The 15,816-nt window shown below is 35.3% G+C and carries 9 protein-coding genes and 3 other annotated features; all 9 genes read right to left on the minus strand.

Annotated elements, in window-relative coordinates; all coding sequences use genetic code 11:
• Nucleotides 1–27: 27 nt before the first annotated feature.
• The 9 genes from ACYVEC_RS27520 to ACYVEC_RS27560 all read right to left on the minus strand — a co-directional run bounded on the left by ACYVEC_RS27520 (nt 28) and on the right by ACYVEC_RS27560 (nt 15,790).
• Nucleotides 28–3,144: an MMPL family transporter gene (locus ACYVEC_RS27520; protein WP_460509283.1), complete on the minus strand. Its 3,117-nt coding sequence runs from the start codon at nt 3,142–3,144 to the stop codon at nt 28–30.
• A 176-nt stretch (nt 3,145–3,320) separates the two neighbouring features.
• Nucleotides 3,321–3,887, minus strand: coding sequence for a TetR family transcriptional regulator (locus ACYVEC_RS27525; RefSeq protein ID WP_001107293.1), 567 nt, complete (start codon nt 3,885–3,887; stop codon nt 3,321–3,323).
• Nucleotides 3,888–4,103: 216 nt separating this feature from the next.
• Complete coding sequence (locus tag ACYVEC_RS27530; RefSeq protein WP_063225370.1) at nt 4,104–5,261, minus strand: GNAT family N-acetyltransferase; 1,158 nt, start codon at nt 5,259–5,261, stop codon at nt 4,104–4,106.
• Between the two features lie 136 nt (nt 5,262–5,397).
• The gene (gene aroA, locus ACYVEC_RS27535) at nt 5,398–6,687 is read right to left on the minus strand and encodes a 3-phosphoshikimate 1-carboxyvinyltransferase (protein WP_063225369.1); all 1,290 of its coding nucleotides are present in this window, start codon (nt 6,685–6,687) and stop codon (nt 5,398–5,400) included.
• Nucleotides 6,688–6,703: 16 nt separating this feature from the next.
• Complete coding sequence (gene tyrA, locus ACYVEC_RS27540; protein WP_098557150.1) at nt 6,704–7,804, minus strand: prephenate dehydrogenase; 1,101 nt, start codon at nt 7,802–7,804, stop codon at nt 6,704–6,706.
• Entirely contained in the window at nt 7,797–8,897 is a 1,101-nt protein-coding gene (gene hisC / locus ACYVEC_RS27545; RefSeq protein WP_063225367.1) for a histidinol-phosphate transaminase, read from the minus strand. Before hisC ends, tyrA begins: the two co-directional genes overlap by 8 nt.
• A gap of 17 nt (nt 8,898–8,914) precedes the next feature.
• A complete protein-coding gene (gene aroC / locus ACYVEC_RS27550; protein ID WP_063225366.1) occupies nt 8,915–10,087 on the minus strand; it encodes a chorismate synthase in 1,173 nt (390 codons plus the stop codon).
• 53 nt (nt 10,088–10,140) lie between these two features.
• Nucleotides 10,141–10,361 (minus strand) — a binding site (T-box leader).
• A 9-nt stretch (nt 10,362–10,370) separates the two neighbouring features.
• Nucleotides 10,371–11,447 carry a bifunctional 3-deoxy-7-phosphoheptulonate synthase/chorismate mutase gene (locus ACYVEC_RS27555; protein WP_001273580.1) on the minus strand — a complete coding sequence of 359 codons (1,077 nt, stop codon included), beginning with the start codon at nt 11,445–11,447 and terminating at the stop codon, nt 10,371–10,373.
• Nucleotides 11,448–11,642: 195 nt separating this feature from the next.
• Nucleotides 11,643–11,879: a binding site (T-box leader), on the minus strand.
• 54 nt (nt 11,880–11,933) lie between these two features.
• Nucleotides 11,934–12,170, minus strand: a binding site (T-box leader).
• A gap of 107 nt (nt 12,171–12,277) precedes the next feature.
• Nucleotides 12,278–15,790, minus strand: a complete 3,513-nt coding sequence (locus ACYVEC_RS27560) for a DUF4020 domain-containing protein (protein WP_080468790.1) — start codon at nt 15,788–15,790, stop codon at nt 12,278–12,280.
• Nucleotides 15,791–15,816 lie beyond the last annotated feature (26 nt).

Consider the following 15,816-nt stretch of genomic DNA (forward strand, 5'->3'; position numbering starts at 1 on the left):
AGAATTCCCTTTTAAAAGGGAATTCTTTTATTTTCTTTTGCTTAATTTCTTTGTATAATTTTTCATTTTACTCGTTAACCCTATTAAAGCAGGTAACAATATTGGCATAACAATGATAGCTAATAGTAACAACGCAACGCCAACTACGGATGCTACTTGTATAAGCGTCAATACACCTGAAGGGATTAATGCAGCAAATGTACCACCTAAAATAAGTGCCGCTGATAATACGACTCCCCCTATGTGACGAGATGCATTTACAATTTTCGTCGCTGGGTCCCCTTCTAACTCATTGTATCTCATCATTACAAAAATACTATAATCCACTCCTAAAGCGACAATCATTATGAAACTAAAGAATGGAACATTCCAGCTTAATGAATCTACATTTAAAATATGCGTACTAATTTGTTCACTTATACCTAGCGATGCAAAGTACGCTAATATTAGCGATCCAATAATAAAGATTGTGTTTAATAATGAACGTGTAATCACGATTAATACGATCGCAATTCCGATTAACATAATTGTAGCTGTACGTAAGAAATCTTGCCCAGTTACTTCTTTTAAATCAACGTTTCTAGCTGTTGTTCCTCCGATTGCTGTTTTCGTATTATTTAATTCCGTCCCCTTCAAAGTACCATCTATCGTTTTATTGATTTCTTGAATAATCGGCATCGCTTCTTTTGAATATGGATTTACGTCTAAAATGATTGTCATTTTAGCAGTCTTTCTATCATGTGACATGTACGTATTCAAAGCTTTTTGGAAATCTTCTCCCTCTAAAACTTCTTTTGGAATATAAAACTTCTCAGAGCTTTTTGATTCATTTAGCTCGCCTAAATATTTCTGTGCATCATTCAGGCCGTTACTTACTTTTCCAAGCCCTTCTGTACTTTTAGATAAGCCGGATTGTAATTGCCCCATTTTTTCTTGCAAGTCTTTCAGTCCGGTTAATAGCTGGTCTTGCCCATCATTTATTTTTGTTAATCCAGTTTGTAACTCAGATGACTTGTTCGCAATTTGTTTTGAACCTGAAGCACCTTCATTTAATCCATTTTTAAGCTCAGTTGCTCCTTTTAGTAACTTATTAACTCCATTACTCATTTCTTTTAAGCCGTTATCAACTTTCAATAACGATTGATTCGCTTCTTTAAATGAACCCATAGCTGCTTTATGCTGCGTCGCTAATTCATTTAATTCTTTTGATAGTACACTTAATTGCTTTTGAGCCTCTTTAGCAATTCCTATCGTTTGCAGTATGTTCGGATCATTTGCTAATTCCGGTTTCGTTTGAACGAAATTGGTCATTAACATTTCAATTTGTTCGTATCCTTTTTTCGCACCGTCAATCGCTTGAGAAATACTTCCGAAGTATTTATCGTAAGAACTTAAACCTTTTTCTAACTGTGCATAGCCAGCATGCAGCTGCGACGTTGCATTAGATAATACACTTATATTTTCATTTACTGAAGTTAACCCGCTCTCAATTTGCTGCGCTCCTTGTGCACCGTCGTTTATACCATTTGATAATTGAGTTAAAGCTGTTCCTAATGCCGATACCCCATTTTTCGCCTCGTTCGTTCCATCAATTAACTTTTGAACATTTGAGAGGCCGTCTGAGTCATTACCACCCATTTTATTTTTAGCATCCGTTAATCCATCATTGATTTCTTTTATGCCACCATTGACATCTCCTAATCCTGAATTTAGTTCTCCTGCTTGTTTATTTATATATAATTCTTTTATCTTATCTCCAGTTGGACGTGTCGGTGCATATACTTCTGAAACACCTTTAACTTTCGAAATTTTATCAGTTAACTCATCTAAAGTTTGTAGAGACGTTCCTTCATCTAATTTTTTGTTTGATTGAATCACTAACGTACTTGGTGAAGAAAAGCCAGGCGGAAAATGATCTTCTATTACGTTAATCCCCATCTTTGATTCGTACTTATTGTCTACTTCAAATAAATCATTGTAATTAAGTGTATTAGAATATTTTAATACGAAAGGAATCGATATCACGAATACAATAATTAAAGCTACAAATGGTCTTGCTACTGAGTTTTTCGCAAAGAATCCCCATAAGCGACTGTCTTCATGACCTTTAAATGTTTTAACTGGATAAAACATTCCTTTTCCTAAAAGTACCATGAAAAATGGATTTAAAGTGGTTAAAACGAGTAGTAATACTAAAACACCAATTGCTACCGCTGAGGTAGATTGATATAATTTAAAACTTGCTAAAGCAAGTGATGCAAAACCAATAAGTACCGCTATCCCGCTATACAATACGGTTTTACCTGCCGATTTAAATGTTTCTTTCGTAGCTAAAAATGCGTTTTCTTGTTTACTTAATTCTTCTTTAAATCTCGTAAATAATAAAATGTTATAGTCTGTTCCCACTCCAAACAGAACGACTACTACGAAGACTTGCGTAAAGTTTGAAAACGGAAAATTAAATTGATCTACAAGATGAGCAATAATCCCCATTGAAACTAAGTACGATACCCCAACTGTAAGAAGAGAAACAATCGGAACAACAGGTGAACGGAATACAATGATTAATACTACAAGAATGAAAATGATTGAAATAACTTCAGTCTTTTTCACTCCTTCTTGAGAAGATTTAAGAAAATCACCCGCTATTAAGTCACTTCCTGTTAAGTACGTTTTTACCTCTTTCGTTTGCACTTTTTCATGAAGATTATTTGAAACTTTCGATATTTCACCATGTTTTTTATCTATCGATATTTGCGTTAAAATAGTCGTATTATCTTTAGAAACTAATTGTTTCTCCAAGTCTTTATTATCTAAATGTGAAACAACTTCCTTTATTCCTAATTGCTCTTTTTCATTTTGCAGGGCTTCGATTGTTTTTGTTATTTCCTCTTTTTGCTTAGTTGTTAAAGCTGTTTTACTTCCACTATTAAAAACAGCTATAATGTCATACTTTTCAGTCCCGTCTTTATCCATTTCTTTTATCATTTTGTCAGCAATACTACTTTGTTCTGTATTAGGAATCGTAATGTGCCCTTTTTCTTTCACTAATTTATCCATATTAGGCATCGTTACGATCATTGTAATAGTAATAACTATCCATAATAGAAAAGATAAACTTCTCCAATTTTTTAGCTTGCTCATTTTAATCATCTCCCGTTATGAAAATTGTAAGGGAATGAATATTCATTCCTACTCTTTTAAAAACACTTTTTTCGGAATGAACGTTCATTCCTATAATTCTATTAAATTATTTTTAGCTCCATTACTCTTGATAATACGGAATGAATGTTCATTCCTGTCCTTATAACGCTATAGAATCAAATGATTCTAATAGCATTCCAACAACTTTCTTCCAGTTCTTTTACCAATTCTTCTGTATATTCTAATTGCCCTGTTTCCATTACTTTAATTAATTTTTCAATCGGTTGATATACAATGATAATTAAAGCAATTGGTGGTAATGGACGAAGAAAACCTTTTTCGATTCCATCTTCTATCAAGTCCATAAAGAAGCCCATAAAGTCCTCGAATATTTCATTACTATGTTCATCGAGAAAATAACTATCACAGTGAGAATTTGTAAAAAGAAAAGCATCTGCATTTTGTCTCGCAAATTCAAATAAACGGTTGTACGTATGGCTAAACTGTTCACGAATATTTGCGTTGACTGGAAAATCGGTTTTTATTAACTCTGATAGTTGTAAAACACTTTTCGTAAATAAAGAATTAACAAGTGCTTCTTTATTTTCAAAATAGCGATAAATGGTACCTGCACCTACTTTTGCTTTTTCAGCAATCATCGGAATTGTTGTACCATCATAACCTCGTTCTGCAAAAAGTTGTATTGCCGCATCAAAAATGTCTTCTTGTTTATTTTTAGCCATTTTTTCACCTCAATTTCAGGAATGAAAATTCATTCCGTTTTTAATTATAAATTAGATGCACTAAAAGTCAAGTGTGTGACAAAGTATAGTTGCTGTTTTTAAATGAAGTTATATCGACGTTTTTCATGATATATCGACTTACCGACAAAATTTCACAATATAAGAGGAAGCTATCCCGAAATTTCACTTGGGATAGCCCACCTTCATACATGCAAATTAAAAGAAATCATAAATAAACGGCTTACGCACTGGTACTACATTCTCTAACACTCGTATTTCCTCTTCGCTTCCACTAATTAATTCTAGTTCTTTAAGTTCTAACGGACGTTTGTAGCCAAACATTATTGTAGATAATGCATTTATATCTAGTTTGATTCCATTATTCATTACTTCTTCTACAATTGTTATTTCATGATTTGCAAGCCTCACTGTTACATTATTCCACGGAGCAAATGAATCTGTAAGATGTAAGATCACTTCTTGCTGTACATTGTTCCAGTTCAACTCATATTGTTTTAAGAACTGCTCTACATCTACAATTCTTCCCATAAAATATGGTTTTATTTCCGTCTTCACACGTGGCTCTTGCAATGTATATAACAACGGTTCGTTTTCACTTACTGTCATTTCAAGTTCTTTAATCATAGAATCATGCTGGCAAATAAAGTTCCACAGACCATTTCGTGCTTCATTATGCAGTGGTACAAATTCTTCTACTGTCATTTTAGAGTCTTCTATTTTATATAACATGTAACCAGCTGCCGTTTTATTTTCATCGTAATAAGTCGCTAATGTTAAGTCATCATAGACCGCTTGTAACCACCAGTTCTTCTCTCGAACTAACATCCCGGAAAAACGTTCTGCAAATGTTTCATAAATCTTCTCGACCTCTTCTGGATGATTTTTTTTATTGAAACGTTTCACAGTTCCATTCACTGGTTTTTTCATAACTAAATCATTCTTCGTCATATGACATACGAGAAGGTTCGCACAAAGTTCCCAGCCATATTTACGGTAAAATGAAACAGCAAATGGATGTAACATCGATACTGTATATCCGTCTTTTTTCATCGTTTGAAGTGAATGTTGAAGCAATTCTTTCACATAACCACTTCTTCTATATTCTGGATACGTCGCTACCCCAGCAACGCCTCCCATTTTAAATTTTTCTTTGCCTATGTATATATGAAACGGAATTAGGTGTAGTTTTGCTGCTAACTTTTCCCCTTCCATAATACCGTATATTTCATGACTTTCCTTCATTCTTGTAAGTTGTTGCTGTAAACGTTCCTCATCTACTTTATATTGAAAAGCGTATTCTGATAAGCGTAATACTTCTCTAAATTTATCTTCTTTTAATCGTACAACGTTCATATATTTCTCCTCCATTCCTCATTTAAATTGTATCATAATTCTAAAAATTAAAGTTCGATGAATGAAATTATATCGACTTAACAACACGAATCCAATATAAAAAAGCAGATACATTCCGTATCTGCTACTCATTACTTTATTTAGCTAACTTTTGAAGTTCTTCGAAGAATGTAGGGTATGATACACCTACTGCTTCTGCGTCTTCAATTGTTGTTTTTCCTTCTGCGATACATCCAGCAATCGCAAGCATCATTCCGATGCGGTGATCACCATAACTATTAACTGTATTCCCTTTTAGAGCTGATTCCCCGTAAATAATCATCCCGTCGTCAGTTGCTTCTATGCGAGCACCTAGTTTCGTTAATTCTGCAACAACTGTATCAATACGGTTTGTTTCTTTAACTTTTAATTCGTGCGCATCTTTAATTACTGTAATTCCTTCTGCTTGCGTTGCCGCTAAAGCGATAACAGGAATTTCATCGATTAATCTTGGAATAATATCTCCACCAATTTCGATTCCCTTTAATGAAGATGTTTCAATTGTAATATTTGCAGCTGGTTCTGATGCACCTTCGTTAATTGCTTCTACAGTAAATGTAGCACCCATTTTTTCTAATACATCAATGATGCCTGTACGTGTTGGATTCATCCCTACATTTTCTAATACTAGTTTAGTATTTGGAATGATCGCACCTGCCACTAAGAAAAATGCAGCTGATGATACGTCACCTGGTACTTGAACATCTGTCGCTGTTAACTTCTGGCCACCTGCTAGTTTCACTGTTTTTCCTTCGCGAGTTACTTTAACGCCAAACGCTTCAAGCATTCTTTCCGTATGGTCGCGGGAAATATGTGGTTCTGTAACAGTTGTTACACCTTCTGCACGAAGTCCTGCAAGTAAAATAGCTGACTTAACTTGTGCGCTTGCGACAGGAGAAATATATTCAATTGCTTTTAAATCTCCGCCACGTATTGTTAATGGAGTAAATGTTCCTTCTTCGCGGCCATCAATGTTTGCACCCATTTGTTTTAACGGATTTGTTACACGTTTCATCGGTCTTTTTGCGATAGATGCATCACCTTGTACGCAAGAGAAAAATGGTGTATTTGCCAAAATCCCTGACATTAAACGTATCGTTGTACCAGAATTACCAACATCTAATACAGCTTTCGGTTCTTGTAAACCTTCTAATCCTTTACCAACTACAGTGACTTCATCACCGTTTTGCGTAATGTCTACTCCCATTTCTTTAAAACAAGAAATTGTACTTAAACAGTCTGCACCAGGCAAGAAACCTTTAATTGTCGTTTTTCCTTCTGCAATCGCGCCGAACATAACAGCGCGGTGTGAAATGGACTTATCACCCGGGATTGTAATATTGCCATTCAATCCGCTATTTACAGGTTTTATTATTCTTTCCTTCACATTTTCACCTTCTCATTTAAATTGTTTCATAAGTTTGGTATTTTTCTTCTCCAAGCGCTAGCTTTGCTTTCATACGATCTTCTTCTCTTTGGAAGCTAATACGTAATACCCCAAGTAATCCTTCACGTGCTTCTAATATTTGCAAGTTCGTAATACTAATTTCCTCGCGGGCTAAAATACTCGTAATATGAGCTAATGCCCCTACTTTATCTAAAACATCGACATATAAGTCGTGATAGGCAGGAATTGCCCCTCTCTTTCGTACTGGTAAAGAATCACGGTATTCTTTCGCATCTGCAAAATAGTTTTGAATCTCGCCCGCATCTCCGGTAGAGACTGTATGATATAAACCTTCCATCTCAGAGATCCACTCTTTTAATAATACCATTAAATGCTCACGATTTTGCTTTACAATATCACTCCACATTTTCGGACTACTAGATGCAATGCGTGTAATGTCTTTAAAACCTCCCGCAGCAAGTTGATGAATGAGCGGATTATCTCCTGCATGTTTCTCTACTTGCTTTACTAATCCTGCCGCGATAAGGTGCGGAAAATGGCTAACAATCCCTGTTACATAATCATGTTCTTCTGTATTTAAAACAAGAAAATGAGATCCTGTTCCTTTTAACCAACACTTTAGTTCTTCCACTTGTTCACTTGGCACATGATTCATCGGTGTTAAAATGTAAAATGCATTTTCAAATAAATGCGCTTTTGCACTTTCAACTCCCGTTTTATGAGAACCTGCCATTGGATGTCCACCAATGAAAGAAACTTCCTTTGAAAACAATGCTTCCGCTTCATTCATAATCGTGCCTTTTGTACTACCAACATCGGTTACAATAACATCTTCTCGTAAACTAAATAACGCTAATTTGTGTAATAACTTCTTCGTTTCTTCAACAGGAGAAGCAAAAACAATTAAATGTGCCTCTTCACATGCATGCTGTAAATCTACTGCTATTTCATCTACTACATGTAATTCTTTTGCACGCTCTACTTGTTCTTGAAATATATCATAACCTGTTATCGTTACATCGTGCTCTTTTTTAATTGCTAATGCAAGAGAGCCTCCTATTAAACCTGTTCCAATTAATACTACATTTTTACGCATTTGCCTCATCTCGAGACTTTCTTTTTTTATTTTCAAAGTGTTGTTTTAACACTGAAATCACTCCTTCATTTTGCTCCCTTGTTCCGACTGTAATACGGACACCATTTGGGAACGGACGAATAATAAACCCTGCGTGTGCGCAAGCTTCATAAATCTCTCCACCATTTTCTACTGGCAAGAAGATGAAATTTGTTTGTGACTGATAAAATGGAATTTCATTTTCCTTACAGAAACTCTCGTATTGTCGTAAACCTTCTGTATTCACACGAACTATTTGTTCAATAAACTCGTCATCACCAAAAGCAATCGTCGCTGCTTTTTGCGCTAATGAAGATACGTTAAATGGCAAACGTACGACATTTAATTTCTCGATTAGCTCTTCCTGTCCAATCGCATATCCAACGCGGAAAGAAGCTAATCCGTACGCTTTAGAAAATGTTCTAAGTACAAGAATGTTTTTATGTTTTTCTAAAAGCGGTAATGTCTCTGGGAAATCTTTTGCTGTTACGTATTCACAGTACGCTTCATCAATGACAATTAACGTATTTTCACTAATCCCTTCAATGAATTGAGTCAATTTTCGGTCATTCACATATGTGCCTGTTGGATTGTTCGGGTTACAAATCCATACGATTTTTGTATTGTTATCTACTACTGAAGAAATTTCGTCTAAGTCGTATACACCGTTATTTAACGCAACTTCCTTCACTTCGCAACCTTCTATAATTGCATGATGGCGGTACTGCGGGAATGTTGCACCAGCCGTTATGATGTTATCTCCTGCTTTGAGTACTGCTCTGCTTATCATTTGAATGACTTCATCTAAACCACTACCGCAAAGTACTTGTTCCATTTTCACATGTAACTTATTTGCAATTGTTTGACGGAGCGTTGTAGCACCTCCGTCAGGGTATAATGCATGTTCCAACCACGATTTTTGCAACTCATCTAAAACACGTGGTGAGCAGCCGAATGGATTTTCATTCGATGCTAATTTAACAAACGAATGATCTCCGTACACTTCTTTCATTTGTTCAGGTGATTTACCTGGTTTATATGGTTGTAATGATGATAGTTGATCTTTTACTTGCATGTTAAAACCACCTTTTATTAAAATTCTTTTGCGTATTTGTTATGTTGCGTAATGTTCTGCTGAATTAAATCCATACGATCTTTTCCGAATTGTTCGACAAGGGCATGTGCAAGTTCCCATGCTACGACAGATTCAGCTACTACACCTGCTGCTGGTACTGCGCAACTATCAGATCTTTCAATACTCGCTTGGAATGCTTCTTTCGTATCAATGTCAACGCTTGCTAACGGTTTATATAATGTAGGTATTGGCTTCATTACACCTCTTACAACAATTGGCATACCTGTTGTCATACCGCCTTCTAAACCGCCGGCATTATTCGTTTTTCTCGTGTATCCTTGTTCCTCATCCCATAAAATTTCATCATGCACTTTACTGCCTGGCTGTCTTGCCGCTTCAAAGCCAACGCCAATTTCAGCACCTTTAAATGCATTAATACTCATAATCGCACCAGCAAGTTTTGCATCTAGTTTACGGTCGTAATGAACGTAGCTACCAACGCCAATTGGCATACCTTCTGCAATGACTTCAACTATACCACCGATTGAATCTCCACTACTTTTTGCGTTATCAATCGCATCCATCATCTCTTGTTCTACTTCTTTATCTAAACATCGAACTGGTGAGTTTTCAGTAATTGTTTGAATTTCTTCAATTGCTAAGTTTGAAATATGTTTTGCTTGTACTCCACCAATTTCAAGTACATGTCCTGCAATTTCTACGCCTAATTCTTTTAAAATTTGTTTCGCAACCGCACCAGCAGCTACACGAACTGTCGTTTCTCTTGCCGATGAGCGCTCTAGTACGTTTCTTATATCACGATGTCCGTATTTAATTGCTCCGTTTAAATCCGCATGTCCTGGACGTGGTTTTGTAATTGTACGTTTCATTTCTTTACTTTCTTTTTCCGAAATTGGCTCTGCACCCATTACTTTCGTCCAATGTTTGAAATCATCATTTTTTACGATTAACGTTATCGGCGAGCCAAGTGTCACCCCATGACGAACACCACTTACAATTTCAACAGTATCGGTTTCAATTTGCATGCGTCTTCCGCGTCCGTGCCCTTTTTGTCTTCTTAATAATTCTTTATTAATATGTTCCGCTATTAATGTTAAACCTGCTGGTACACCTTCTAAAATAACTGTTAACTGCGGCCCATGTGATTCTCCAGCTGTAATGTATCTCATTTCTCTTGCCCCTTTACTATTTTTTTGTACAAAAAAGTCCCTACTGAGCGCTCAGTAGGGACGATATTTATCGCGGTACCACCCTAGTTGTAGACTACATTTCTGTCTACCTCTCTTCTTCTTTAACGATCATTTGACCGTCTTTCCCTCCATAAATGGCGGGAAAGATGCTCCAAGGCTGTAATTCATGCTTACCTTTGTACTGATTCTCACCGACCATCAGCTCTCTTTAACAGGGAGATAAGCACTACTGTTTCCTCTTCAGCGCATATATGATATGGAATTAAGATAATTTATTTTTGAAACCTTTTAACTCATCCATGAATCTATGGAATTCAGGAATATCCATTTGCTGTGCAGAATCTGATAATGCAACAGCTGGATCTGGATGAACCTCAGCCATTACTGCATCTGCGCCAATTGCAAGTGCTGCTTTCGCTGTTGGTAATAATAAATCTCTACGTCCAGTTGAATGCGTAACGTCAACGATAACTGGTAAATGTGTTTCTTTCTTTAAAATCGGTACTGCTGAAATATCTAATGTGTTACGTGTTGCTCTTTCGTATGTGCGGATACCGCGCTCACATAGAATAATTTGGTCGTTACCTTGTGCAATGATGTATTCCGCTGCGTTAATGAATTCATCAATTGTTGCTGCTAAACCACGTTTTAGTAATACGGGCTTGTTAACTTTACCTACAGCTCGTAGTAAATCGAAGTTTTGCATATTACGTGCACCAACTTGAATTACATCAACGTAGTCTAATGCCATTTCAACATCGTTCGGATTTAAAATTTCACTAATGATCGCTAAGTCGAACTCATCTGCTACTTGGCGTAAAATTTGTAATCCTTCTACTCCCAAACCTTGGAAATCGTATGGAGATGTTCTCGGTTTGAAAGCACCACCGCGCATTAATTTTAATCCTTGGTCTTTCATCGCTTGCCCTACTTGGCGAACTTGCTCTAAACTTTCAACTGCACAAGGTCCCATGATGAACGTTTGTGTTCCGTTACCAATCAATTCACCTTTTACATCAACGATTGTATTTTCTTGTTTCTTTTTACGTGAAACTAGTAATGCTTTACGGTTATCATCTTCTTGTAATTCTAAGCTAGCTTTGAAGATTGTTTTGAAAATATGTTGAACTGTTGACGTTTCGAATGGTCCTTCGTTATTCTCTGCGATCATATCAAGTACTTCACGCTCACGTACTGGATCAAAACGTTTCGTACCTTGTACTTGCTTTTGTTCCCCAATTTTTTGAACGATTTCACCACGTTTGTTTAAAAGGTGTAATAGTTGTAAGTTAATTTCATCTACCTGTTTACGTAATTGATCTAATTCATGATTTGCCATTTGGAAATCCTCCTCTAATGTTTTAAAAGTATAGTAAGAGAATGAAAAATTCTCTATTTTCTGAACTGGTCAATTATACAAATTTAAAGTGGAATCGATACCTCTTCTTATTTTAAACTAATAATTAGTACAAAGACACTATCTACTAGCTAAAAAACCACTTTTTTTGTACAAAAAAGCCCTACTGATCCAATCAGTAGGGACGATATTTATCGCGGTACCACCCTAGTTGTAGACTTCTTTCGTCTACCTCTCTTCATTGTTAACGATCATCTGACCGTCTTTCCCTTCATAAAGACAAATAGTATCTTTACTACGAAAAAGATGCTCTAGGACTGTAATTCGCTCTTGTTTTTGTACTGGTTCGCACCAACCACCAGCTCTCTGTTACAGGGAAACAACAACTACTGCTTTTCCTTTCAACGCATGAATATTTAATTTTCAAGTTGGACCACTAAAATACAAAAAGTCCCTACTGAATAAATCAGTAGGGACGATATTTATCGCGGTACCACCCTAGTTGTAGACTAAATTTCTGTCTACCTCTCTTCACTGTTAACGATCAATTGACCGCTTTTTCTTCATAAAGACAATACTATCTTTACTACGAAAAAGATGCTCCAAGACTGTAATTCATGATTATCCCTGTACTGGTTCACACCAACCACCAGCTCTCTGTTACAGTAAGACTAACCACTACTGTGATCTCTTCATTGCACTTTGTTTATTCAAATGTTTTTGAAATTGAATAAGTATGATTCGTATTATAGAACGCTTTTCAAAACACTGTCAACAACTTTTTATATATTTTTTAAAATTCCACTTTTGTCCTACATTTCTTCTTGTAAATTCTCCATAACAATTCCGATGCGAATTATCTCATTATCTATTGCATTTAATACACATTTTTCTACTCCATACCGGATTAATACTTCTTTTATTTGAATGATTTCAGCTTCAAGTAAATCGGCTTCCTGAAGCGTTTGCAGTAAAGTGAAAAAGACATTTGCATACAATTCTTTATACATTTTTATACTCTTTGTCTTTTGAAGTATTTCATTAAATAACTGTTTTAACTCTATTTGATTTCCTTTTCCATCCACGTCCGAAAACGTTTTACATATGATAGATAATCCTCTTTCTACTATTTCATCCATAAATAAAATAATACGTAAAAGCATTACATATTCTCTAGCTGTGATTTCACCCATTTTCGGTCGTTCTCGCAAAAATATACTAAGCCAAGCTGCCCAAAATTTTTGTTGTTCTTTTGCACTTAACGTTTTGACGTAATAGCATAAAAACTGCATAAATTTAATTTTATTTTCTTCATTTTCTCGTATCAGTAAAGGGTATAACCAATCTGTTTTTTGCTCCCAATACAGTACACATTTAATAAATACAAAACTAAGCCATTTCAAGAAAGCTTCCCTCGTATGCGGATGTAATACTTCCAAATGTTCTACCGCATACTTAATAAATCGCTTCATTTCTGTAAATAAAGGTAAATTTATTTGCGTGTAACATAAGCCTGCCCATGCATATTTCGTAATTTCATTTTCCTTCTTTAAATCTAAATACGGTAACAAATATTTTCGGCACCATTGCTTCTCAATATGATAAAGAAATGTAATATCTGCTACTAAACGAGCTAACATAAAATTTGTCCGTTCTGAACTAACTCTTACTTGTTCTTCAAATAAAAATAAATATTCATACACATTACGATCGTATAAATGATCATATGATAACAATTTTAATAATACAGCTGTCATTTTCCCAACAGGATGCTGGATTGATTCATTGTAAAAATCTTGTTTTCCCAGCTTAAAATCTGTATCACCTTTCATTACTTGAGGGAATACCGAAAACGCAAACCGTTTCACATTGCGTATACTATTTTCCTCTAACTCTTCTAATCGATTACTAATTTCATATAGAAAACTACTAATTAACCAATGAAAAGAAGTATTCCTAACAAATTTCTGCAATAGCGGAATAATTTTTTGGATTTGTTCATTTGTCAGTCCTCGGTTATTTCGCCACTCTCTAATACAAACAAACCATACTTCATTACTTATTTCGTGCATTCCAACTAATTGATAAGCAAATGAAATACTCCATTCTGTATTCAATTTACATGCTTTCGATAACATCTCTAAAAAATGACGTTGTTCAAAAACACCATCATGAGAAAATTGACGAACTTGTTTCATAATTTCTTCGTCTTTCAGCTGCAATAATCCATCAGCAGTTACATTACAAGTAATACTTTGTTCTGTAGTCTCTTTCTTTTGTACACTGTATCGATCAGAATGAAAGTGAGGATGTTTTTGCTTCATTAACTCATAACCTTTCGCCGTAGATGGACTATTCGAATCGCAAGTGAATAATAAATCTAAGACTAAACAAACATCAAATGTCCTCTCCTCTGCAAGGTCCTTCAGTATAATTTGAACGACTTCTTCCTTTGTTTTTTCTAAAGAGAGTGCGAAATGATTTTTTATTAGTTGAAAAACTTCGTGTTTATACGTGACATCTAAAAGAATACCTTCCTGTAACAACCATTTAATTTTCTCATCGGCGCCAACAAATATATTTTTATTCATCGCATCAATTGCAATTCGTTTTTGAAGTATGCTGTTTGCTTCTATCATTTCTGTAATATAATAATTTGCTTTTTGCTCATTGTTTTCACATAAATAGGCTAAACATTCTTTTACAATTTGAATTAAAAATGCAAGATCATTTTGCTGGAATTCTTTTTCCACATTTTCCTTATCCCTTTTCTTCAGTGCCATTTGCCTTAGTGATAACATTCGCATCTTCTCTATTCCCATCATCATAATTGGAACGGCGTAATAGGAAATATGCGGTTTCATCTTCTCATTCCAAATTTGCTCCACATAAGAAAATGTAGACACTGGTAAACGACTCGATTCCTCAAGTTCTATTGATTCTTGCGTATCATTTCCCCATCTTCTTTCTCGCTTCAATTTAAGTTTTCCGTCCAAAATAAACGCTAGTAACAATAAAGCAATCTCTTTATGCTCAGGGAAAGAACATTTTTGCAGTAAGTTAGAAATTTTTTCAATTGATTTACTATCTTTTTCAGCTGTTTCTAATAAAAGAAGTGTCCATCTTGCAAACAATAACGGATCCATTTTCATTTTCGTTTCGTTTAAGTAGCTACAAATTGTCCTCCATAATAAAGGAGATATTTTAGAATGATTTTTAAAAATTAATTGAAATAATTCTTTTTGATGACTAAAAAGAAATTGTTCCACTAACCATTCTGCAAGTAATTCATCTACCTCATTATAGTTTGATGTAACTAAGAATAAATTTTGTAATTTCCCTTCTGCTTCAAGCCATTCCACCCATTCATAATCGTGAGCAAATTCAACAAAGTAGCGGACCGTTTCAATTTTTTTAATTGACTGTTTTATGTATGATAATTGTTCCTGCTCTACTGACGGTGGAACTGTTACAATGTCACGAATTCGCATTCGTTTTGTAATATAGTTATCCCCCATTAATTCCGCCCATCGCTTCACTGCTTTAACAAGAGATTGATGATTATTACCTTTATTCGGATATACAATCGGCCGTATTCCCAAATGCTCCCAGTGGTACGTATTTTCCCCTTGTGCGACAAATGCATAACGCCTTGTACTTGGTGGTAAACCAGTCGCTAAATATTTCATTACTGGATCATTATGGCTATACCCAACGAATAAAACGGTATAATTCGAGAATAAATCAACTAAAAATCTTCTTGCCCATCCTTCCGTTAAGTAAGCCCTTCCAAAATCACCATCTGTTAAAATTAACGCTTCTTTCTCTTGTTCTATATTGCCATGTATGTAAGCGAGTCCTTTAAACGCTCTACCTGTAGGTAACGCAGGTGCGTAATATACGTTTAATTCTCTATTCATTTCTTTCATTGCAGTTGTAAAATGTCGATCAAAATTTGTCGTTACAATGCGGACTTCCGTATCTAAAGGAAACAACCTCGGAATCGCATAATGAAGCGGATTCGGCTTTGACTTTTCTATATGAACTAGGTCTCTTGCAACTTGATGTACATCTTTTGTTTTCGCTATTTTTCCAAGATAATAATCATGCGGTTCTGTTATTTCACGCGTTTCTACATATAACGTTTTCGCAATTTCATCAACAAGATCATCAAAATTCGGTAAGTTTGATTTCCCTTTCATAGAAACTCCCGCTCCAACAAATAATACTAACTTTCCTTGTTCCAGATGATCAATTAACTCATCTGGAATTTCTACTTCTGAAGTAATCCACACCCAGGATTCCCCCTTACCTAAAAATGTCATATACTCTCATTTTACTATAACATTTT

This window comes from Bacillus sp. MN7755 (assembly GCF_054771475.1).

Excerpts from the sequence above, each read along its gene's own strand:
- ACYVEC_RS27520 (WP_460509283.1), bottom strand. The coding sequence starts at position 3,144 with ATGAGCAAGCTAAAAAATTGGAGAAGTTTATCTTTTCTATTATGGATA.
- ACYVEC_RS27530 (WP_063225370.1), bottom strand. The coding sequence starts at position 5,261 with ATGAACGTTGTACGATTAAAAGAAGATAAATTTAGAGAAGTATTACGC.
- hisC (WP_063225367.1), bottom strand. The coding sequence starts at position 8,897 with ATGCAAGTAAAAGATCAACTATCATCATTACAACCATATAAACCAGGT.
- ACYVEC_RS27560 (WP_080468790.1), bottom strand. The coding sequence starts at position 15,790 with ATGACATTTTTAGGTAAGGGGGAATCCTGGGTGTGGATTACTTCAGAA.
- ACYVEC_RS27525 (WP_001107293.1), bottom strand. The coding sequence starts at position 3,887 with ATGGCTAAAAATAAACAAGAAGACATTTTTGATGCGGCAATACAACTT.
- aroC (WP_063225366.1), bottom strand. The coding sequence starts at position 10,087 with ATGAGATACATTACAGCTGGAGAATCACATGGGCCGCAGTTAACAGTT.
- tyrA (WP_098557150.1), bottom strand. The coding sequence starts at position 7,804 with ATGCGTAAAAATGTAGTATTAATTGGAACAGGTTTAATAGGAGGCTCT.
- ACYVEC_RS27555 (WP_001273580.1), bottom strand. The coding sequence starts at position 11,447 with ATGGCAAATCATGAATTAGATCAATTACGTAAACAGGTAGATGAAATT.